This window comes from Streptomyces sp. NPDC054872, from assembly GCF_053610705.1.
The window spans coordinates 25,896-45,738 of sequence record NZ_JBSGYY010000055.1; the positions used below are offsets into that span (position 1 = coordinate 25,896).

Annotated in this window: 13 protein-coding genes and 4 pseudogenes; 12 read left to right on the plus strand and 5 right to left on the minus strand. The window is 66.3% G+C overall.

Annotation, left to right across the window (positions count from 1 at the left end; genetic code table 11):
* Window positions 1–12: 12 nt before the first annotated feature.
* A pseudogene (locus tag ACWGIH_RS40235) lies at window positions 13–1,284 on the minus strand (MFS transporter); the annotation flags it as partial.
* A gap of 784 nt (window positions 1,285–2,068) precedes the next feature.
* Here ACWGIH_RS40235 and ACWGIH_RS40240 point away from each other — a divergent pair.
* The gene (locus tag ACWGIH_RS40240) at window positions 2,069–2,698 is read left to right on the plus strand and encodes a hypothetical protein (protein WP_453452145.1); all 630 of its coding nucleotides are present in this window, start codon (window positions 2,069–2,071) and stop codon (window positions 2,696–2,698) included.
* Window positions 2,699–3,631: 933 nt separating this feature from the next.
* On the opposite strand, the pseudogene ACWGIH_RS40245 reads toward ACWGIH_RS40240, so the two are convergent.
* A pseudogene (locus tag ACWGIH_RS40245) lies at window positions 3,632–4,051 on the minus strand (transposase); the annotation flags it as partial.
* 400 nt (window positions 4,052–4,451) lie between these two features.
* Here ACWGIH_RS40245 and ACWGIH_RS40250 point away from each other — a divergent pair.
* The 5 genes and pseudogenes from ACWGIH_RS40250 to ACWGIH_RS40270 form a co-directional block, all read left to right on the plus strand.
* Window positions 4,452–5,027: an RNA polymerase sigma factor gene (locus ACWGIH_RS40250; RefSeq protein WP_453452144.1), complete on the plus strand. Its 576-nt coding sequence runs from the start codon at window positions 4,452–4,454 to the stop codon at window positions 5,025–5,027.
* Window positions 5,020–6,117 carry a methyltransferase domain-containing protein gene (locus ACWGIH_RS40255; RefSeq protein ID WP_453452143.1) on the plus strand — a complete coding sequence of 366 codons (1,098 nt, stop codon included), beginning with the start codon at window positions 5,020–5,022 and terminating at the stop codon, window positions 6,115–6,117. Before ACWGIH_RS40250 ends, ACWGIH_RS40255 begins: the two co-directional genes overlap by 8 nt.
* Window positions 6,118–6,525: 408 nt before the next feature.
* Window positions 6,526–6,789, plus strand: coding sequence for a hypothetical protein (locus tag ACWGIH_RS40260; protein ID WP_453452142.1), 264 nt, complete (start codon window positions 6,526–6,528; stop codon window positions 6,787–6,789).
* Window positions 6,790–6,889: 100 nt separating this feature from the next.
* Window positions 6,890–7,060 (plus strand): hypothetical protein, encoded by a 171-nt coding sequence (locus ACWGIH_RS40265; protein WP_453452141.1) that lies wholly within the window; start codon window positions 6,890–6,892, stop codon window positions 7,058–7,060.
* 252 nt (window positions 7,061–7,312) lie between these two features.
* A pseudogene (locus ACWGIH_RS40270) lies at window positions 7,313–7,573 on the plus strand (transposase); the annotation flags it as partial.
* 270 nt (window positions 7,574–7,843) lie between these two features.
* On the opposite strand, the gene ACWGIH_RS40275 reads toward ACWGIH_RS40270, so the two are convergent.
* On the minus strand, window positions 7,844–8,281 hold the full coding sequence (locus ACWGIH_RS40275) for a hypothetical protein (RefSeq protein WP_453452140.1): 438 nt from the start codon (window positions 8,279–8,281) through the stop codon (window positions 7,844–7,846).
* A 243-nt stretch (window positions 8,282–8,524) separates the two neighbouring features.
* On the opposite strand from ACWGIH_RS40275, the gene ACWGIH_RS40280 reads away from it, so the two are divergent.
* The 3 genes from ACWGIH_RS40280 (at window position 8,525) to ACWGIH_RS40290 (ending at window position 13,410) form a co-directional block, all read left to right on the plus strand.
* Window positions 8,525–9,334, plus strand: coding sequence for a transposase family protein (locus ACWGIH_RS40280; RefSeq protein WP_453452139.1), 810 nt, complete (start codon window positions 8,525–8,527; stop codon window positions 9,332–9,334).
* 125 nt (window positions 9,335–9,459) lie between these two features.
* The gene (locus tag ACWGIH_RS40285; protein WP_453452138.1) at window positions 9,460–12,075 is read left to right on the plus strand and encodes a DEAD/DEAH box helicase; all 2,616 of its coding nucleotides are present in this window, start codon (window positions 9,460–9,462) and stop codon (window positions 12,073–12,075) included.
* 192 nt (window positions 12,076–12,267) lie between these two features.
* Window positions 12,268–13,410: a hypothetical protein gene (locus tag ACWGIH_RS40290; protein ID WP_453452137.1), complete on the plus strand. Its 1,143-nt coding sequence runs from the start codon at window positions 12,268–12,270 to the stop codon at window positions 13,408–13,410.
* Between the two features lie 400 nt (window positions 13,411–13,810).
* Here ACWGIH_RS40290 and ACWGIH_RS40295 read toward each other — a convergent pair.
* Both ACWGIH_RS40295 and ACWGIH_RS40300 read right to left on the minus strand, forming a co-directional pair.
* Window positions 13,811–13,949: pseudogene (locus tag ACWGIH_RS40295) on the minus strand (helix-turn-helix domain-containing protein); the annotation flags it as partial.
* A gap of 357 nt (window positions 13,950–14,306) precedes the next feature.
* Window positions 14,307–15,743 (minus strand): pentapeptide repeat-containing protein, encoded by a 1,437-nt coding sequence (locus ACWGIH_RS40300; RefSeq protein WP_453452136.1) that lies wholly within the window; start codon window positions 15,741–15,743, stop codon window positions 14,307–14,309.
* A gap of 758 nt (window positions 15,744–16,501) precedes the next feature.
* Here ACWGIH_RS40300 and ACWGIH_RS40305 point away from each other — a divergent pair.
* Genes ACWGIH_RS40305 through ACWGIH_RS40315 form a run of 3 tightly spaced genes read left to right on the plus strand, consistent with a single transcriptional unit; the run spans window position 16,502 to window position 19,438 of the window.
* Window positions 16,502–17,437: an ABC-three component system protein gene (locus ACWGIH_RS40305; protein WP_453452135.1), complete on the plus strand. Its 936-nt coding sequence runs from the start codon at window positions 16,502–16,504 to the stop codon at window positions 17,435–17,437.
* Window positions 17,434–17,700: an ABC-three component system middle component 6 gene (locus ACWGIH_RS40310; RefSeq protein ID WP_453510438.1), complete on the plus strand. Its 267-nt coding sequence runs from the start codon at window positions 17,434–17,436 to the stop codon at window positions 17,698–17,700. The genes ACWGIH_RS40305 and ACWGIH_RS40310 overlap by 4 nt, the downstream gene beginning before the upstream one ends.
* On the plus strand, window positions 17,678–19,438 hold the full coding sequence (locus tag ACWGIH_RS40315; RefSeq protein ID WP_453452133.1) for an ABC-three component system protein: 1,761 nt from the start codon (window positions 17,678–17,680) through the stop codon (window positions 19,436–19,438). The genes ACWGIH_RS40310 and ACWGIH_RS40315 overlap by 23 nt, the downstream gene beginning before the upstream one ends.
* Window positions 19,439–19,843: the final 405 nt, after the last annotated feature.

Sequence of the window (19,843 nt, forward strand, 5' to 3'; positions counted from 1 at the left end):
GCGGGCCGTGGGTCAGCCGGTCTGGCTGCTCGTTCGTGCGGGCAGGAGGAACATGAGTGCCCACATGGTGGCGAAGGCGGCGCCGATCCACCACAGGACGTGGGTGAAGGCGTCGCGGTTGACCGCGGCGTCGGACGAGCCGCCGGTGGTGGAGAAGAACACCAGGGCGGTCAGGGCGGTGCCCAGGGCCATGCCCAGGTGGATCGAGGTGTTAAACAGCCCAGAGGCGGAACCGGCGTTCTCGTGCGGGACCTTGCTGAGCGACAGGTCGGCGAGCGGTCCTCCGATGGTGCCGAAGGCGAGGCCGAGCAGCAGCAACGGCAGCGCCATCGCGAGGAGAGTCAGGTCCGCTTGGCCGCTGCTGATCTGGATCCCGTAGGCCGCCGTCGCGACGAGCGCGGTCAGTGCTCCGGCCTGGGGCAAACGGCGCCCGTAGCGTCCCGCGGTCTTCATGGTGATCAGGACGCCGGTCATCTCGCCGACGGTGATCAGGACGAAGGCCAGTGCCGCGTGGAGTGGGCTCATGCCCAGACCACGCTGGAGGAACAGCGTCCAGGTGATGAAGAACATCCCCGACAGCAGGCCGAACGTCATCTGCGCGGACAGCCCGCCGGAGAACTCCTTCTCCCTGAACAGGGCCAGGACCACGAGCGGTGCGTCGTCCTGCCTGCGCTGCTGCTGGCGCAGGAACACACCGAGCACGACGAGTCCCGCGGCGAGCATGGCGAAGCACCACAGCGGCCACTGGTGGGCGTGGCCTTCGGTGAGCGGGAAGACGATCAGGACCACGGTGAGCGCGGAGAGCAGTACGCCCGTGAGGTCCAGGCGCTCCGCCTTCGGGGCGGTCGACTCGGTGATGAACTTCCAGCCTCCGAGGAGTACGGCGAGGCCGATGGGGAGGTTGATCAGGAAGATTGTCCGCCAGCCCAGACCGAACAGGTCGGCGCCGGTGAGCACACCGCCCAGGACCGGGCCCAGGACCGAGCCGACGGTCAGGACGGCTCCGTAGAGGCTGAAGGCGCGGCTGCGGTGCTCGCCGTCGAAGGTGACGTGGAGGGTGGCCAGGACCTGCGGGATCATCACGGCGGCGCCGACGCCCTGGAGCACGCGGGCGCCGATGAGCATGCCGGGCCCCAGGGCGAGACCGCACAGCAGGGAGGCCGTGGTGAAGATGGCGGCGCCTATCAGGAAGACCCTGCGCCTGCCGTAGGTGTCGCCGAGCCTGCCGCCGGTGACCAGCCCGAGGGCCAGAGCGAGCCCGTAGCCGGCGGTGAGCCACTGGACCTGGGCCGGTGTGGGACGTACGCGCCCAGGCGCTCACGTACCTTGGACCAGGCGGGGGCGGGCAGGGCGTACTGCCAGTCACACTCCCCCACCGCACTACCGGCAGTCGGCTGCCAGGAGGGAGTGAGCGTCAGCAGAGCACACTCCGCGGCCGTGGGCTTCTTCCCCGCGTCCTCCGGCACGATCGCCCGCAACCCGACCTCAACAGGCCCCCCGTCATAGCCGGTGTCACCGTCGGGCAGATCGATGCTGAAGCGTCCGGCGTCGTCGAGGACCCGCAGATGCCAGCAGTCGGTCCTGCCGCTCCCGCACCTGCCCCTTCGACAGAAGCGCGAACCGCACCTGGACGCCCGGGGCCGGGGTGAACAGCTGCACCGTAGAATCCGCCAGCGCCTCACGGCACTCCACACCCAGCAAACCCTCGACCGTCCCGGTCAGCCGGTAGATCACGGCGGATCCCCCCTCGCGAGCGGGGCAGGCACAGCCCGGCCCGTGTCCGCAGACTCCCGCTCCACCTGCTTGAACACAACGCGCCGAAAGACGTATTCAGCAGCTCTCAAGTCCGCGCCCCCTGGGGGGTGTCCGTCCCGTTGGCCCGAGCAGGGCGGGGCAGTTCCCAGGCCACCGTCAACATCGCGACGCTGCTTTCTCTGCTGGGCTTTGGCCCAGGGCATCGCCACGCTGCGCATGCCGCCACGGTGATCACGCAATCGCCGTCGGCTCACTCCGGATTCCCAGGCCCGGGGCCCTGCCCCTATGGGCAGGGCCGCTCTACGCTGCGTCTATGGGGGAGTCTGACTCGATTACCTTTGTGATCGCGCTCCTTGGGCTGGTCTTCTCGGTCGTTTCGGTGTGCTGGCAGGTCGCCAACTACTTCCTGCACGGTCCACGCCTGCGGGTACATCTCCGCGTCGGGGTGCATGACGAGGCGACCCTGGAAGACGGCGAGCATTACAGCATCCGCAACGTTCCGGCCCGCAGAGGTGCCACCGGGGTCTCGCTGTGGGGCCCTGGCGTCAATCGCACGGAGTCGAGCGCTGATCCGCCCCGGTATACCCACGAGGCCTTCTTCATCCGGGTCGTGAACGTCGGACGGACCCCGGTGAGTGTGTACTTTCCCAATCTGTGGTTCGACCGGCGCCATCGTTGGGGGTTGGACACCCGGCCGTTCAAGTTCGAGATGAACGGCTTCTACCTGCTGAACCCAGGGGAAACCAGGGACTGGATAGAGCCAATGTGGCCGGGCATCGAGCAGTACCGGCGCGCATGCCCCGGTCGCAGGGTGGTGGTCAGGGCCGTGGTCGCCTTGGGCGACGGTCGCACCCGACGCTCGCCTCGGCGCAACGCGTTAAGGGTCCCGGACGGCATGCCCAGGCTCCTTCCTGATGCGACCGGGAGCGGTGACGGCGGATGACTGTGAGGACGGGCCCCTGTTGCCCCGACACCACAGGTATGAGGGCAGGATGCGACGCGATCACGCCGTCCTTCGCGCTCTGGCCACCTCAAGCAGAACAGCCCGTTCAAGCATTGCACCTGCGAGGTCGGGGCTTCCCCAACCCGGCCGCTTCGGCCAGCTCGCCGCCGCGGTCCTGGCCGAACTATCTCGCCGAGGCTCCACGGCTGAACTCTTCGCAGAGAAGACCACCCCGCAGCGGCAGACCCCGGCAAGACCGGAACCACACGAGCTCGACTGAACATCACTCGGCGGGATGCCATGGGCACCGGTCGCGTCGCCTGCTTTGTGCTGCCAATCTGCGAGTCCTCGGCGCATAGTCAACGTGAAGGAGCGATCCGGGCCGTACATCCGCAGATGATCGGCGACCAGCTCGGCCAAATCGGCGGCAGCCCTTCCTGGGCCCCATACGGCAAGGTGGACACGCACGGGCAGAATGCGTTAATAACCGGGGCCGAAAATCCGCACAGCGTCGGCCAGCAGCTGCTCGAATCCGGCCAGGCCATCCGCCGAATGCCCCTGCCAGTAAGCGAGTTCGCGACGGGTGACCAGGATGGTCCGACCCGCGACCGGAGCAATGCCCCCCACCCGCGAACTGGCGGAAGGACGAGGCCGGCCCGGTCCCAGCATCGGCCAGCGGCGACCACCCTGGCCCGTCCGAGCCCTATGACCAACAATGCCGTCAACTCACCATCATCGGGGTCCTCTGGCCGTCCCATACAAAAGACCGGTAACGCATGGGGCACACGAGACAGGCACGCGCGCGTGGGGACGCCCCCCTGACTACGCTGCCGCAGCCCATGGCACCGGTCGCTGGTGAGCTGGGTCAGACCATGCTGCGTGATCCCATGCTCGCGGCCTTCATAACAGAGCACGACTGACCGCGCCCGCCGCCAGGCCGTGGCGGTCGACGATGAGGCGGATTTTCGCTCCGCCCTTGCCACGGTCGGTCGGATCCAGTCCCGTCAGCTGCCCCCTTTAAGGGCGCGAACACTGACGGAGTCGATCGCGCACCGCGACCAGCCCAGCTCACCGCGGGAGCCGAGCTCATCGAGGACCAGGCGGGGAGCTTGGCCCACACCCGCGACCACTCGGTGAACCGGCGGAACACGGCTACACCCGACATGCCGAAGACGCGCGGCAGTTGGTTCCAGGAGCAACCCGAGGTGACCACGAAGGTGATCGCGGCCAGCACCTCACGGTTCCCGCGCTGCGGCCGACCACCCTGCGGCATTCCGGCGCCGGAGGCATCACGCGCTCGAACAACTCCCAGAAGCTGTCCGGCGCCACCCGCTCAACAAGAGAAGCAGTCACCACCCAGACTGCCGCAAGATCACACCAAACGAATGGCGTCTAAAACGTCAGGACAAGCTAAGGGCTTTCACGCCCTGACACGACTACAAGGCATGAGAATGTCGGTAGCTTGGCGTGCGGGCGCAGCCGCACTGCTGGGGGTTGCTCTGGCGCACGGCCCGTGGATCGGCCTTGGCGTGCTGGCTGTTGGTGGGATCACTTTCTCGATGTACTGCTTGTGCGCCGAACGAGCTCGGCGAAAGACCTTGATCGCTGTCCTCCGTGAGGCCCCTGGGGGCACGGTCGTCGCGCAGAAGGAAGGGCCGGGAGGGCCGGAGATGTGGCTCCGGGTAGGCGGCCAGGGGGCGACGGAGCAGAACGACGGTGAGGGGCCACGTCGCGTACCGCCGGGGGGTGGAGAGTGACAGCACCCATTCCCTCCTCTTGGCGCACCGAACTGGAGGCGTGCTACGTGCGGAGCGCCCAGCGCATCCACCGGCATGTGTTCTTTCTGGCGCAAGGGGACCGGGAGCTCACCGAGGATGTGGTGCAGGAAGCATTCCACGCAGCGGCTGGGGAGTGGGGGGCGCTGCGCCTGCGTGACGAGGAAGGGCAGGTGGCGTGGCTGTGCCGGACAGCGGCGTACATTGCGATTGGCTGCTTCCGGCGCAATGAAACGGCACGCCGCAAGCAGGCCGACGTTCACCGCCACCACTACCAAAGGCCTGCGGCTGACACGGCGCACGAAGCTCTCACGGAGGCAGCGCTGGCCCATTGCTGGAAGGTAATCGCAAGCATGCCACCGCGACAGCACCTGGTCGCCGTGCTGCGCTGGAGGTGCGGGTACAAGAATCACGAGATCGCAGCGATGCTGGACATGCACGAAAAGACGGTCAGCACCCACGTGTCGGCCGCGCGCCGCACGCTCAGACGCGAGGCAGGAGCGTACCTGCCGTTCGGAGCTGACGACCAGGAAGGCGAAACGGGTCATGCATGACGACGACTCCCGTCAGGGCCGGACCGAGGCCGCGCTCCATCGCCTCTACCAGGCGATAGGGGACGAAGCAGACCGCGCGTCTGACGCCGACTTCGATCCTGCTGGTGGACTTGCCCGCTTCACGGCATGGCTCAGTGATCGTGTAGAGCAGGTGTCTGTCGACCAGACACAGACGCCGGCCCGGGGCGCTGCACCCGCACGTCGTAGCAGGGGTGCTTCGCGCGCTGCCTCCGCTTTTCTCCCGGATGAATCCGTCGTGCCCGGGTCCGTCCTGCTGAAAAGCCAACGTGCCGCATCCCCGCCGCCCCGGCCGCCGACGGCGCAGCGAACACGTGATTGGGCGGAACTTCAGGAGCGGATGCTTGTCCCGCTGTACGAGGCCGTGTACGAACGGCTTGGCGTGGGTTCTGACACTCGTCTCCTCGAACTGGGCTGCGGATCCGGACTGGGCTTGCTGATGGCCGCTGCGCGGGGCGCCGAGGTGGCAGGAGTCGAACCGAGAGCTGCGTTCCGTGCACTGGCGCTCGAGCGTCTGCACGAGCCGTGGGGGGCGCCGGGCCTGCGCTGCCTCGCCGAGCGCATAGACGATGGCGATGTCCTGTGCCCGCCCTACGCGTTCATCACCGTGTTCGAACCGTTGCGCCGCCCTATGTCGCCCGACCAGCTGAACCGGCTCGTCGATCATGCGGCGGGGCTGACCAAGCCGGGCGGCACGGTGGCCGTCGCCACTTGGGGGCCAAGAGAGCGGTGTGCAAGCGCGGACCCCCTGACACTCGCCGAGCGGCTCGCCGCACCCCACACGCGCAGCTTCCTCCAAGCGTTCCGCCACGACGCGGACCAGGCGATCGCTGAGGCCGGGCTGCGTCCCGTCGGTGGTGGGCGGATAGCTTGTCCCTTCGGCTACGCCGAACTCGACGCCGCGGTGCGCGGCCTGTTGTCCATCGAACTGTTCCATCCAGCCATGGGGCATTCTGGGGAGGATCTCGTCACCGAGGAACTCACCGAGATCCTCAGGCCTTACGTCCGAAGGGACGGCACGGTCTGGATACCCAACGTGCTGCGCTACACCCTGGGTCAGCACGTCCACTGAGATCCGATTCGTAGTGAACCACTCCGGGACAGTCCGGAGTCTCCATCAGACCCGGAGCGGTTCAGGGTGGGCCACCGATGGGCTCCACCGCTGGCTCCTGGCGTCCCCCGCCCCGAAACGCGTGGCGACGCGGACGGCGCGGCCCCGTTGGATGCCGAGCCACGTGCCGCACATGCGGCCGTGGAGCAGTTCCCGGCAGGGTCCGCCGCGCCGCACGCCTCGCCGCTTGACGCTCAGGTCAGAGCAGTGTCACGTTCCCGGTGAACACCTGTGCCCTCAACCTGTACCCCAGACATATGCGTAAGCCCCGCCAACGCGCGGGGCTTACGCATGTCACAAGCCGGCCAACACACCTTCACGTTGCCGCCACGCGCGCCACACTGATCCCCCACACCATCCGGGGGAACCATGCGCACTCGCACTGCTATCTCCATCGCCGCCGCTCTACTCGCGGCCCTCACCGCCTGCGGCAAGTCGGACGCCGAGGTACAAGCCGACTGCAAGAAGGCGATTGTCGAAGCATCCACCGTCACGAACCGTCCCGCAGCCTGCGACGACCTCTCAGAAGACGACTACAAAGCGCTCCTCATCGCCCGCACCCTGCGAGACGGCGGAGTCGTCGACGACAACGGAGACGTAGATCTGCGCCGGCTCGTGGACGAGGACCAGTAGCAAGGAGCGCGCCCGTGGTCGGCCTACGCAACGGGCGCCGGCGGTCCTGAACACCCTGGAAAGGCTTCAGGACACCCTCCCCTGGGAGCTGAAAAGCTCGATGGAGCCGCTGGACCTGGGGCGTTTGCTGGATCACTGGCGAAAGGTCTACGGAGAGACCTTCGAGCTGATCGAGACCAGTGACGGAGCCATCCGCAAGGCGTTCCAGCGGGAGGCGATGGCCCTGCCGCCGACGGAAACGCGGCAAAGACCGCTCCGAGGCCGGTCGTGATGCGGCGATCTGATTCTCCGCCCTGGAGTTCCTCGAGCAGAATCCGGATGAGAACGTCCACTTCGTCACGAACAACAGCAAGGACCGCAGCGACGGGACCGGCTATCCCTACCCGATGAACGACGACGTCCAGGGTCTGGAAGACCGGCTGACCCGGGGCCGAAGGGGGACTCCAACACCGCCGCTGTGCGCTTCGGCACCTTTTGCACCCGCTGGGATGCGTCTGGCTGGAATGTGTCCGCTCCCCGGTTCACCAACCTGCCCGCCGACACCGGCCTGCGCCACCTGGTGCGCCTGGCCAAGATCCGCTGGCGTATCGAGCACGATTACCGCGAACTCAAACACGGCCTGGGACTGGACCACTTCGAAGGCCGCTCCTGGACCGGCTGGCACCACCACATCACCCTCGTCAGCGCCGCCCACGCCTTCCTCACCGAACAGCGCCTGTCCCCAAAAGCCCCGGGGCCGACCTCACCCTCTATCAGATCCTCGACGCCCTCCAGAACACCCTGAGGTGCTGGACCGGCACCTGCAGCACCTGCCATCAGCCACTCCCCAGAACACCTAGATCAAGACAGACCTAACGGAGTACTACTAGTGCTGTGACCGCGTAGTTCATCGGGTCGGCGGTCATGGCGGTGGGATGTGCGGTGGCCAAGCCTGTCCGTGTGCGCAGACTGACCGGTCAGGTAGGGCAGAAGCTGCAGCAATCCGTGCGCCGGGGCAGTGAGCGCTTTCCAACTTCTGTCTGAGCCGGTCGGACACAGGCAGAGGATCTGCGTGTCAGAGCAGGGCCGCCCCAGCGCAGCAGCCGAGTACCGTGCCCGTCAGGCTCAGGGCGAGAAGGACGTTACGGGCGCGCACCTGCTCGGGTCCAGATGCCACCACCATGCCGCTGCGGTCGAGCCGCACGCACCACAGCAACAAGGCCGCACCCCATCTGCGGAACAGCCATCGTCCGTACAGCGCGCCGAGCAGCAGGGTGCTCAGCAGGCCGATGACGGCCATGGCCACCCGGCTCTGGCTTGTGTCGGCGACGAACGCCGCGGACCATAGAAAGGGGGCTCCGAGGGCCGCACCCAGAACGAAAGGCGCCGCAGCGGCCGGCAGGGGCCCGCGGACGCCCTCCTGCCAAGCATGGATGAGCAGTGCCAGCGTCGCGAGACCCGCCACCCACGGCGCCGCAATCGCGTAGCCGGTACCGGGGGGGACACGGGACACCGATGCGCGGACCGCAGTTCGTGGCCGCTCCTGCGAACTCCCACCCGAACACGAAGAGACAGCTCCGCCCCAGACCAGCAGATTGAGCACGAGCACCGTGAGCCCGGATACGAACATGTTGTTCGGCACGGCCCCTTTGTCACGCCTGCCTTCCTCATTCATATGTGCATCGAGCATTGGGCGTTCTCCATTCGTGTGGTCCGGTGGCCAGTTGGACCAAGAGACAGGTGAAGCCCCTGGTAGATGGGTTTTCGACCAAAAGTTCCTTCTCCACCAGAGGCTTCGTGTGCTTGTCTACCCGTCTGCGTCGACGTGTCCAACTCTGTCCTGCGCTTCCTGGCCGCCAAGCTCCGTCAACGCCGCCGAGAGCTCGGCAGCCTGTGGAGGCGCCTGACCCCAAGCCGGCAGGCCCTGCTCACACTCGCCCACCTCCGCAACGGCCACCCCTACGCCCAGCTCGCGGCCGGGTTCGGCGTTGGCACCGCGACCGCCTACCGATACGTCACCGAAGCCGTCGACCTCCTGGCCGCACTCGCCCCGACCCTCAAGGAGGCCGCCCGTACGGCGTCCACGAAGGCGTTCGTGCTGCTGGACGGCACGCTGCTGCCCATCGACCGGATCGCTGCTGACCGCCCCTTCTACTCTGGAAAGCACAAGAAGCACGGGATGAACCTGCAGATCCTGGCCGACCCGTCCGGCCGGCTGCTATGGGCATCACCGGCTCTTCCCGGCGCCGTCCACAACGTCCGGGCCGCCCGCGAACACTGCATCGTCCGCGTGCTCACGAACACCAACATCAAGTGCTGGGCGGACAAGGGATCCGAGGTGCCGGAGGCACGGTCCGCATCCCGCACCTGGGGACGCTGGGAGACGCTCTCCGACGGTCAGAAGGCTGTCAACCGATCCCACGCCAAGATCAGGGCCCTCGTCGAGCAAGCCGTCGCCACCCTCAAGTCCTGGCGACTCCTCCGCAAGCTGCGGTGCTCGACTACCCGCATCACAAGCTTGGTCCAAGCCGTCCTGACCCTGCATCTGGCCAGCTCAGACCGATGATGGGAAAGGCTCAGTGTGATCCTTGACCGGGTGCAAGACTCAGATGTAGCTGGGGGAACGAACATCCCTTTGTATCGGGCTCGTTCCCTCCGCTGGTTGGCTGGAAGTTAGAGTGAGGAGTAGTCGTGGCTTTCAAACGGCGGTCGGGTGCCGAGCGTGTCCCGGACGATCCGGAACAGCTGTATCGCCTGCTGGCATTGACGAATAGCGGGCCCGACGCCGTATGGGGCCATCAGTCCGACGTCCTACGCTCATGGCATGGCGACTACCCAGATGACCCGGACGTAGCGATCGAACTGCCAACTGGCGCGGGGAAGACACTCGTTGGTGGTCTCATTGGCGAGTATCAGCGGCGTCGGTTCGGTGAGCGGGTCGCCTATGTATGTCCAACTCGCCAGCTCGCGCGGCAGACTTCAGCGAAACTCGACGACTATGGCATCCCGAACGTCCTGTTGGTCAACAAGGTCAGCTCGTGGAGCCCGGCTGACCGTGCCCGCTACAACTCCGCGGATGCCATCGCAGTCAGCGTCTACAGCCACGTCTTCAACTCCAACCCGGCGCTGAACAACGCCGACATGCTGGTCTTGGACGACGCTCACGCTGCGGAAGGCTACGTTGCCAGCCCTTGGAGCCTGGACATCTCCCGCGACCACGAGGAGAGCGCGTACCTCGACGTACTGTCGGCCCTTGCCCCCGCACTCGACCCGCTGGTCGTACGGCGACTGCAGACCCCGAGGGCGGACGGCCAGTACCAGGCCACCGTCCATCTCGCCTCACCCATCGGCGTCGCCGCCCACATGGCGAAGCTGGAGGAGGTCTTGGCGGCCGCCGCGGCCACCCAGAAGATCCACAGGTCCGGACGCGAGACCTGGAAGTTCGTGCAGGGACACCTCGACCGCTGCCTGGTGTACTTCTCCCACCGCCGGATTCTAATCAGACCGTTGATCGCACCGACCTTCCAGCATGCTCCCTTCAGCGACCCCGCCCGCCGTATCTACATGAGCGCGACACTCGGCGCCGGCGGCGAGCTGGAGCGCAGCTTCGGACGACGCGCCATCAAACGCATCCCGATCCCCCGTGGCTGGGAGAAGCAAGGCACCGGACGGCGGTTCTTCCTCTTCCCCGAGTTGACCACCGACTTGTCGAAGAGCGAAGAGCACCTCGCTCCCTACGTCGCCGGCATCGTCGCCAAGACCGGCCGAGCCGTGGTGCTGACGCCCGATGGCCGCACCGCCGACAAGGTGACCGAGCTCGCTTTGCCCAAGCACCACCGCGTCCTGCACGCCGCGGACGTGGAGGACGACCTGAACGCGTTCACCGCCCAGTCCTCCGCGGCCCTCGTACTCAACAACCGCTACGACGGCATCGACCTCCCCGACGACGACTGCCGACTGGTCGTCCTCGCCGGCCTGCCCGCCCGCGGCGACCTCCAAGAACGCTTCCTGCACGAATCGCTGGGCGCCGTCGAGGTCCTCCACGAACGCATCCGCGCACGCATCATGCAGGGCTCGGGACGCGCTACCCGCAACACTCGCGACTTCGCCGCGGTCCTGGTCCTCGGCTCCGACCTGAGCTCGTACCTGTCCGGACGCGACGTGCAGGCCGCCATGCACCCCGAAATCCACGCCGAGCTCGAATTCGGCCTGGCCCACAGCCTGGAGAGCACCTCTGCCGAGATGCTTGAGAACCTCGATGCCTTCCTGGAACACGGCGCGGAGTGGACCGAGGTCGATGCCGACATCGTCGCCGCACGCGAAACCTACGAGCGCGTAGACGCACCGAGTTCCCACGAGCTGCAGCGGGCCGTGCGCGCCGAGGTCGCCGCGTGGGAAGCCATCTGGGCAGGCGAGTGGACCTGGGCGCTGGACAACATCCGCAACGTCCTCGACAGACTGCGCGGAGCACGGACACCCACCCGCTACGCCGCACTCTGGAACTACCTTGCGTTCAGCATCGCCCACCGGCTTTCCGAGCAGAACCAGGACGCCGCCCTCAAAGCCGCCGCCGACACCTACTACCTGACCGCCCGGCGCAACAGCCAGGGCACCACCTGGCTGTCCCACCTGGCCGCGCCCAGCGAGAAGTCGTCGGCTCCACAGCTGCCCGACCTGGAAGACGTCGACGTCGCGGCGATGCAGGCGGTGCTCGGGGCGACCGATCTCGCGGCCCCGCAAGTCTTCAGCGACGCCGTGCTCAAAACCCGGGCCGGACTCCAGGGCACGGAATACACCGCCTACGAGGCCGGACTGGTCCAGCTCGGCACATTCGCCGGGGCCCAGCCCAGTTACGGCAACAACGACGATGACACCGCGGCAGCACCCGACGCCGTATGGATCTTCGGCGACGCCCAATGGGTGATCTGGGAAGCCAAAAGCGAAGCCAGCCCCACCGGGCAGGTCGGCGCCGACAACGCCCGTCAGGCCGGCGCCCATCTACGATTCACCGCCACCGAGCGCAGCGCGCCCGCCCCCAGCGACTCGGTATGCCTACTCGTCACACCCAAAAGCCGCGTCCACCCCAGCGCCCGCGCCCTCGCCGAACCACACGTCTACCTCGTCCACCCCAACGACGCACTCACCCTGTTCGACAAAATCATCAGGGCCTGGAACGCCGCCCGCGCCATCGACCTCGCCAACCTCTCCGTACCCGAACTCGCCACCCTCTTCCGCGCCGAAGGCGCCCTCCCCACCCAATGGCTCCCGACCCTGCGCACTCAACCCCTCCAACAACGCACCCCCTGAACCGCGCAGGCGCCCGTGTGCCAACCCAGGCGAGGGGGCCAGCACGCGGGCCACAACCTGCACTTGGCAGGCCGCGCCCACGGAGGCGAGACGGGATCCCTGGATACGGCCGCGACGTTGTCGCCCGCCGGTCTGGCGGCCAGAGGCCTCGGCAACAGACGATGTGCAGACGACGCGATGGGGGGCAGCATCTTGGACCCGTACGAAGTCTTCAGTAGCGGCAATCACTGGGCACAGGAATGGATCCTCGATGTCTCCTTGATCGAGTCACTGCGCTTCGGCCGCCTGCCCAACCGCCCGGATCTGGAGGCAGCGATCGCCCTGACGAAGCTCTTGTATGAGGACTTCGTCAGCTACGGCACCGACGGCAAAGGCATGCGCCTGAACGATGAATCCGTCGTGCTCGTCATCAAGGCCCACAGCGCCGTCCTTGATCGGCTCGCCCTGGATCGGCCGCAGTGGCCGTTTCGCACCTTCGATGGCCCACACGGCTTCGGCACCTACTGGCGAAGGAACGACATGTCCGGCGGGGGCGGCTGGCAGGCCCGCCGGGAGTGCGTTGAAGGCATCCTCGGCCCCACCCGCGACGCCTTGGATGAACTGGAAGAACTGGAGTATGAAAGCCGGTTCAAGAAAGGTCCGACGGGCAGCTTCAAGAACCTGATCTTCGCTGCCGTGGGAGCCAAGCCGGAGATCGTGCTGCGCGACGCGGTGAACAATGACGTCGAAATCGTCCGCAATGCCGAGAACTGCCTGGTGTACTCCGATGCTCTTCCACCGCACGGGCTCACCTGGCGTCAGATGGTCGCGTGGTGGACTGCACACCACCAGCCCGAGGCGGACGAGAAGACCGCGGCCGACGCCCTCTACCGGCGCCTGTACGGATCGCTGGACTCGCTCCCCGAGCAGCTGGTGCTGCACACCTACTGCGCCCGCTACGCCGAGCCTGAGGGCTTCGAGCTACCGGCCCTGATCCCCCAGGTCTACCTCCACTACGACCCGTACACCCGCAGGAGCGGCAAGCAGTCCGGTGCGCTTCATCGCCAGCGCATGGACTTCCTCCTCCTGACCCCGGACCGCGCCCGCATCGTCATCGAGATCGACGGCGTCCACCACTACAGCCGCAAGAGCCCGTCCGACGAAAACGGCCGGATCACCCACATCGCAGCCCCACAGCTGTACTCGGAGATGGTCGCCGAAGACCGCCGACTTCGCCTGGCCGGCTACGAAATCTACCGCTTCGGCGGGTGGGAACTCACCCAGCCCCAAAGCGAACAGATCGTTACCGACTTCTTCTCGGAGCTACTCAGACGGCACAAGAAGCCGACCCCATGAACCGCGCCTATCCCCCGGTGGCCCCAAGGGCCCGTCGGCCGCAAGCAAGTCCGGGAAGACAGGAAGAGCCGCAGCACAGCGCAGCGAGCGCGGGATCCGCGGCGAGCGTTCCGGCAGCGGGGGCCGGGCGGTGCGGACGTCGAAGACCGGCTGGCGGCCCCCCGCGCGCACCTAGGTTCATCGAGGGCCTGGAAGCCGCTGTGGGCGAGCGTGGCGAGTCGGCAGGGATCAACTCCGCGACGTCGTCCGTACGGGCGGAGACATCGCGGAGGGCGCGCGAGACAGGACGTAGTTGAGAGCGGCCGCGGCAGCCGGTTCGCCGGCGAACCGGTCGTCGCTCAGCTTGGGCAGCTTCAGCGGTCCAGCGGAGGCCAGCGGCGGCGGTTCCGCCCTGGCGTCAGGCCTGCCGCCAGCGCTCCACCGAGCGCACGCTCACCCGCAGGTGCTTCGCGATCACCGCAGTTCTTCTCGCCCCGCGTGAACCGCTCACCGGCCTCGAGCCGGATCCGTTCACGAAAGCGCTGCCGTTCGGCGGTCAGCCCGCCGCCCTATGCGTACCGCATACCACCGGCCTACCGCTGGGATCACCACCCATCACCCACTACGACAACACCCCGACAAGATCAGTAACGCCGCGGCCGCGGAGGCCCGTAGGGCGACTGCCAGGCGGGCCGGTCACCTCGTCGCGGAAGAGCAGGACGGGGCCGCTCGGGCGGCTGTACGGGATCGTCGTGGGTGACGACGGTGCGGGTGCACTGGGCGCCGCGGTGGATGCTGGCGTGGCAGATCGACTTCCAGTACTTGCGGGTGTACGTCTCGCAGATCAACCGGCCGGCCGGCTGAGCACTCCCATAGGCCTCGTGCCTGGGTTGTCGCGGTGTTGGTTTGCGCTGGGCTCAGCCGACTTCACTCGCTCGCTGACGCTGGGCTGCGGTTCGGGCTTCTTCGCATCGCCGGATGCAGTCCTGTACCTGTGGATCGACAGCTAGTTCAGGAGGCAGAAGCGTGGAAGCGTATACCTTGGCCCGGCAGACTTGTGTTGGCTCGAGTCCTGCCGCGAACACGAGGTCGGTTCCGTCGAGTTCGGCAAATGCGAGGTCGGACCCGGTGAGCAGCGCCCCTGAGAGTCGGGCGTTGGAAAGATCGGCGCGGGCCAGGTTCGCCTCGTGCAAGTCTGCGTCTTCGAGGTTGGCTTTGGCCAGGATCGCTCGGCCCAGGTTGGCTTGGGCCAGGTCTGCGTTAGTGAGATTCGCATAGGCGAGGTTGGTTCGTTCCAAGGTGGCCCTTGAGACGAGCGCCTGCACCAAGGAAGCGTGTCCTAGGTCGGCTCTGGATATGTCTGCACTTCTGAGGACAGCGTTGTCCAGGACGGCGTAGCTGAACGACGTTCGCGAGAGCCAGGCGTATCCGAAGTAGACCTTGCTCATCAGGACGCCTGTGAAGTTGGCGCCGCTGAAGTCGAAGTTGTGGGGCCGGATGGCTCGTAGGTCCGTCAGCTGGCTACCGGGCGTCCAGTTTCGGCCCAGTACTTCGAGGGTTGCTCGGATGTCTTCGGGCAGCGGTTTCGGGGCTGGCAGATCGACTTCGGGGTCGTCGGCGCCGCTTCCTGCGGCGTTTTCGATCGAGTCGCGTTCTGGATGCGCAAAAGGATCGTCGAACGGTTTGAGGCTGTCGCGCACATAGGCGGCGAGGACCTCGAGGACGGCACCGCGGTCCCGACTAGAGTCGATCATGATGCGTTCCAGACCGTATATCCCACCCAGGCGTCCATGGATTTGCGTAGAAGTAAGGAGTTTGATCGCTTCAACGTAGCGGCCGGTGACTTGCTCTTCCCGAGCGAGGTCGGCCTGCCTCTCGTCGCGTTCCTGAGCAGCCGTGATCGTGGTCTCGAACTGTTTCTGGCTCTCGCGGAACAGTACTTGGGCGTGCTGGAACTCGTCGCGTTCGAGGCGGTGCTTTTCGCGGGTGTAGTAGAGGCCAACGGCGGCGATGAGACCGGCGGCCAGGGCTACGAGGCCGGTGCGGAAGCCGGTGATAACGACGCCGTCGGCGGAGTCGAGTTGGGTCTTGCGGATGTGCAGACCGTCGAACCACCAGGGGCCTCGCCAGAAAAGGAGGACGAAGGCCGTGGCGCCGGCCAGGCCGGCGATGACCGCGAGACGGCGCTGTTTTTTGGTGTGCTGCTGCTGTCCGTGTCCGCCGCCTGAGGGCGGCTTGGCGCGGGTGCGGGTGATGGCGAGAGCGGCGCAGACGAGGACAGCGAAGGCGACTGCGAGTGAACTGACGGCGGCAGCATCACCGGCGCTGACTGCAGCAAGCGGCTCTAAGTTCATAGTGGAGATCGTGTCGGACCGCGCGCCACGGTGCGGCGAGTTCCATCAGGTTGAGGGGCATATCCGAGGTCAGCGTCTTACCGTTCGCTGGGTTCCACGTCGTCTACATTGTCGGCGAGTACCTGTCTCCCCGTACCCGCCGCAGGCGAGGTAGCCGACAGTGGGCTCATTGCCGTCTGTATCCCGGACAGTGATCATGCCGCCGTCGCATTCGCTGCAGGCCGGCACCTTGGCCTCCATGAGCCGCTTCGACAGGTTGCGGAGCCGGGCGTATCGCCAGCCCTGCTCGAGGGCGGGGGTGTGCTGCTTGTAGACCCAGGCCATGAAGTGCTCCTCGCGTCCTTGCCAGGGCCCCCTGTGGGGTGCCAGCGCCCCCGCCCCATATGCCGGGCAGGGTCCCTGCGGCTCCGCCTCCGGCCCCGGGGCCGGTGCGGCAAACCGGTCGGGCAAGGCGCACCAGACGTTCCAGCGGGGTCTTGCGGCTCTGACGCAGTGGTGGAGCGGGAAGCTCGGGCGGTCGGTGCCGCGCGGCCGCGGTGAGCCGATCGCGGTCGACGGCGAGGCGGAGCCGGTGATCGTGAAACTGGGCGTGTGGGTCTCAAACACGAAGTCGAGGCGCGACAAGCTCACGGCGGAGCAGCTGGATGCGCTGCGAACGATGGGCGTGCAGTGGGCACGAATAGCCGCAGGCTCTGATCCAGGGGTGTTAAGTCTGGTTACACACAGCTACGCTACAGCCCTGTTTACGAGGGGGGTTCATGCGGTTTGAGCAGCGGATGTATGCACACGTCAAGTTCTTGGGGCTGATGGCCGAGCTCTACGAGAATGAGTTCGAAGACTTCTTTCACCGCCTGATGTGTTCGCGATATACCGACTTCATCGACGTACGCACCGCAGGACGCCTCGGTGACATGTCAGCGGACGGCCTCAGCCTGCATTCCCGCAGGCTGTACGCCTGCTACGGCCCCCAGACGGTCGATCCGTATGAAATCAAGAAGAAGCTCACCAAGGATCTCTCGGGGGCGGTTGAGAAGCGCAGCGGCGAGTTCGACACCTTCGTCTTCGTGCACAATGATCGGCGCGGTGTGCACCCTGTCGTAGCGTCTTTGTTGGCCGAGGCGCGTGACAGCATGCCCTCGCTACTGTTCGAACAGATGGGCAGTCGGCGCCTTTGGCAGGAGTGCATGCAGCTTCCGCAGATGGCTGCGGAGGATGTGCTCCGGTGCGAAATTCCTATCAAGGACACGACTTTTGGAATCGGGATGGAGGACTTGGCACCCTTACTGAAGCAGCTGCAGGACATCCGTGCCGAGTCCAACCCCCTGATGTCGCTGCCTGACGTGCCGGTGGAGAAGCTGGACTTCAACCGGATTGAAGGAGCGGACCGGGAGGACCTCCTCCGGGGTATGCGTCAGAGCTATCTGGTGGATGCGTTCTACGCCGGGACCCGTAGCGAGCTGGAGCACGATGAGGTCGCGGAGGGCTTTCGCCTTTACTACCAGCAGGTGCGTCGCGACTACAGTGAAGCCGACGACGTGCTTTGGCAGCTCAAGATGTACTTCCTGGGGAACGCCCAGCCGCGACCGAAGGTTCTGCGAGCCGCCCTTGTTGTCCTGGCACACTTCTTCGAACGATGCGACATCTTCGAGACGCCGCCCGCTGGCTGGCAGCCGGGCATCGGGTTGACTGCATGATCACTCCGACGAAGGGGCTCGCTCCTGACCGCTGCCTACTCGCCGTCGGTGCGCAGGTTCTCCTCCAGCTCGACGAACCGCGGACCGTAAGTCAGGCGTGGGCGAGGCTGAGGAGCTGGCGCGCTGACCAGGCCCATACCTCGCCGGTATCGTTCGAGTGGTTCGTTCTGGCCCTGGACGTCCTCTTCGCCATGGGCGTGGTGGAGCTGGATCAGGACGGTCTCGTCGCAAGGAGTAGGGATGCTGCGCCGTCTGAGCGCTGACGACGCGCGGTTCAAAATGGTGGAGTTCTCGCCGGGACTGAACCTGCTGGTCGCTGACACCACCTCGTCTTCGGCTGAGACTGACAGCCGTAACAGTGCTGGCAAGTCGAGCGTGATCGAACTCATTCACTTCCTGCTGGGAGGCCAATCCTCCAAGTCGCTGGCTACGAACAGGGCCCTGCGCCACATCGCCTTTAGCCTCTCTCTCGACTGGCCAAGGCAGAACAGTCCGCTTGAGGTACAACGGCGCGGAGACAGTCCAAAGGTTGTGAGGCTGAGCCGGGACGTATCCGGCGTGGCAGCAGACACGCTCTTCACCGACAGCGAAGACGTCGAACTGTCCGTTGAGCAGTGGAACCGCATCATTGAGCAGGATCTCTTTGGGCTGCAGGGTGACCACCCCGGAGTGAGCGGTCGCACCCTCCTGTCATTCCTTATCCGACGTGTCTCCGCTCACGGCTTCAACGAGCCGACCCGGACGTTCTCCCGGCAGGCCGCTGCGGATGCATCGTCGAACCTCGCCTACCTCTTGGGGCTCGACTGGCAGCTGGTCAACGGATACCGCGAGCTCAATGCCCGCAAGTCGACCAGAGACCAGCTCAGGAAGGCCGTCAACGATCCCGTATGGGGGCGGATCGTCGGGTCTACAGCCGATCTGAGGGGCCAGATCACTCTCGCCGAGGCACAGGTCGAACGGCTTCGGGCGCAGGTTGCCGCATTCCAGGTTGTCCCCGAGTATGAGCGCCTTAAGGAGCAGGCAGACCAGGTAAGCCGCCGGATCAAGCAGCTCGCTCAAGAAGACGTGATCGACCAGCACAATCTCGAAGAACTCCAAGGTGCGGTCACCGAGACCACGGACGTGGAGGTGTCCTACCTCGAGCCGGCTTACCGCGAGCTCGGTGTCATCCTCAACGACCAGGTCCGGCGTCGCTTCGAGGACGTCAAGGCGTTCCACCACTCTGTCGTACGCAACCGGCGCAGGTTCCTGGAGGAGGAGATCCAAGAACTCACCGAGCGCCTGACCTCCCGGCGTCAGGAACGCGCCGAGCTGGGCGAAGATCAGGCCCGCCTCCTGCGAGAGCTGGCGGACGGTGGAGCACTGGAAGCGCTGACTGCCCTGCAGACAGCCCTGGGTCGGGAGGAAGCCGCTCTCGGCGCCCTTCGCCACCGCTTCGAAGCAGCACAGGCCCTTGAAGCCAGCGCGCGGCAGATCACCGCCAAGAGCGTTGAACTGCAACAGGCCATCGACCTCGACCTTCAAGAACGCCGACAGCAGACAGACGAAGCGATCCTGCTGTTCTCCCAGTACGCCCAGCGCCTGTACGGCGAGGGCCGTGAGGCCTACCTGGCGATCGAGGCCGGACGTAGCAGCCTGAGCATCACGCCAAGGATCGACGCCGACGACAGCCGCGGTATCAACAACATGGTCATCTTCTGCTTCGACCTCACCTTGGCCGTCCTCTCACACCGCCACGGCCGCGGCCCTGACTTCCTCGTTCACGACAGCCACCTCTACGACGGTGTCGACGAACGACAGGTCGCACGTGCGCTCGCGCTCGCGGCCGAAGTGACCGACGCAGAGCACATGCAGTACGTCGTCACCCTCAACACCGACACCCTCAGCACTGCTGCCCAGCGCGGGTTCACCCCCGAGCCATACATCCGCATCCCCCGCCTCACCGACGACGAAGAGGGTGGCCTCTTCGGTTTCCGCTTCAAAGCCACAGGCAAGGTATAACGCCAACCCGACCACACGACGGGCGTCCGGCGATGCGGCTCAGTCTGCGGCCGCGGCCGGGCCCCGCCGAACCGGTTGACGCTCGCAACCAAGTACACATACCGGATCGAGTGCCGGTAAATGTACGGCGTCAGGCCAGCCCCTGAGCACACCACACGCACCGAGGACGAGTATTAGGCCTAGCAACTCCTACCTGCATCCGGCGACTTGGTGCCACCACCCGTACGGACAGGAACAGCGGCGGCGCAGGGGAATGGTGTCGCCGGGGCGGGGTGCAGCGCGTTTGCTAGGTGGCGTTTTCACGCTGCGCCAGGCTATGTACCGGCCAGCCTCTGAGGGCGCACTGCCGCACACGGCGCCGATGTACCGGAGACTGTCCGCGCAGCTGACCCAGGCCCGCCGGGG